1 pseudogene is annotated in these 1,065 nt (G+C 35.6%); it reads right to left on the minus strand.

The features are described from left to right. A pseudogene (locus PSF16_RS17405) lies at window positions 1-1,065 on the minus strand (TcdA/TcdB pore-forming domain-containing protein); the annotation flags it as partial.

Genomic DNA, 1,065 nt, shown 5'->3' on the forward strand with positions numbered 1-1,065 from the left:
CGAGAAGATTCCTCATTGCCTTTATGAACGAACTGAATTTGATATCGTCCATTCTCTAATCGCTTTGTACTTGCAAAAACAGGTAACCAATATTCATTTAACTGATACTTTTGAATCATCTTATCCAGTGATAATTCTAAACGGCTGCCCCATTGCTCTGCATTTAAAATACTCAAAGATGATTTTATTTGCCTATCTTTTGCTAATACGTTTTGGCTTTCGATGAAAGCTCTTGTTTTTTGGCGCCGTGGAATAACCTCAGATAACTCAGTTGAAGATACTAAATCTTCGACTCTTATCCCTGCACCAACATCTACATTCGCCATTTGCTCAATATCAATCGCAACGAGATCAAATATAGGTTTAGATTTCTCCGTTAGCGCATCATATTTAAATGCCATTTTCTCTTTCACTAAAAAATCATCTAAACACTTGGAAAATTTCTTGGGATTATCAAATATATACAGTCCAAAATTAGGATCATAAAAACAGTAACGTACCTCACCATTATCAACTTTTTTTCCTATTAACATTGAATGGCTTTGAGTATTTAAGGCATACATCTGAGTTCCACTAGATTCAATGAGTTGCTTTTTTATCGACTTTAAATTCAGTAGACCAATTGAAGAAGATGCTCCTACCGCTTCCGTATTAAAATGTAAATTTTGCAGTGATGACCTCAATAGAATTGAGCTTTTTTCTTCCGGAGATGCCGCAGCAATAAACAACTTATTGAAAAGCGCGTTGACACTACTAACATCATCACCTTGAGCTAAAGCAACAGACATCGCTCTCACTAATGGATAACAACGACCGCCTTCATGATCACCCATTAATGGTAAATAAAAATCTTGAGGAGCAAGGTGTTGATAAATGCTGCCCCCATTCTGAAATAAGGTATTTATTTTTAATGTGTGATTTAAAATATTTTCAATGTATTCCGATTGATCCTTAATCTGAATATATTGAGATAGTGCGCCACGCTCTTTAGCACTTAATCCTCCATGAATATAAAGCTCACGCATTTTCGATGCCGACATTCCTTCATCAAAACCTGCGATACTT

It is taken from the genome of Providencia sp. PROV033 (assembly GCF_028484855.1).
GTDB lineage: Bacteria > Pseudomonadota > Gammaproteobacteria > Enterobacterales > Enterobacteriaceae > Providencia > Providencia alcalifaciens.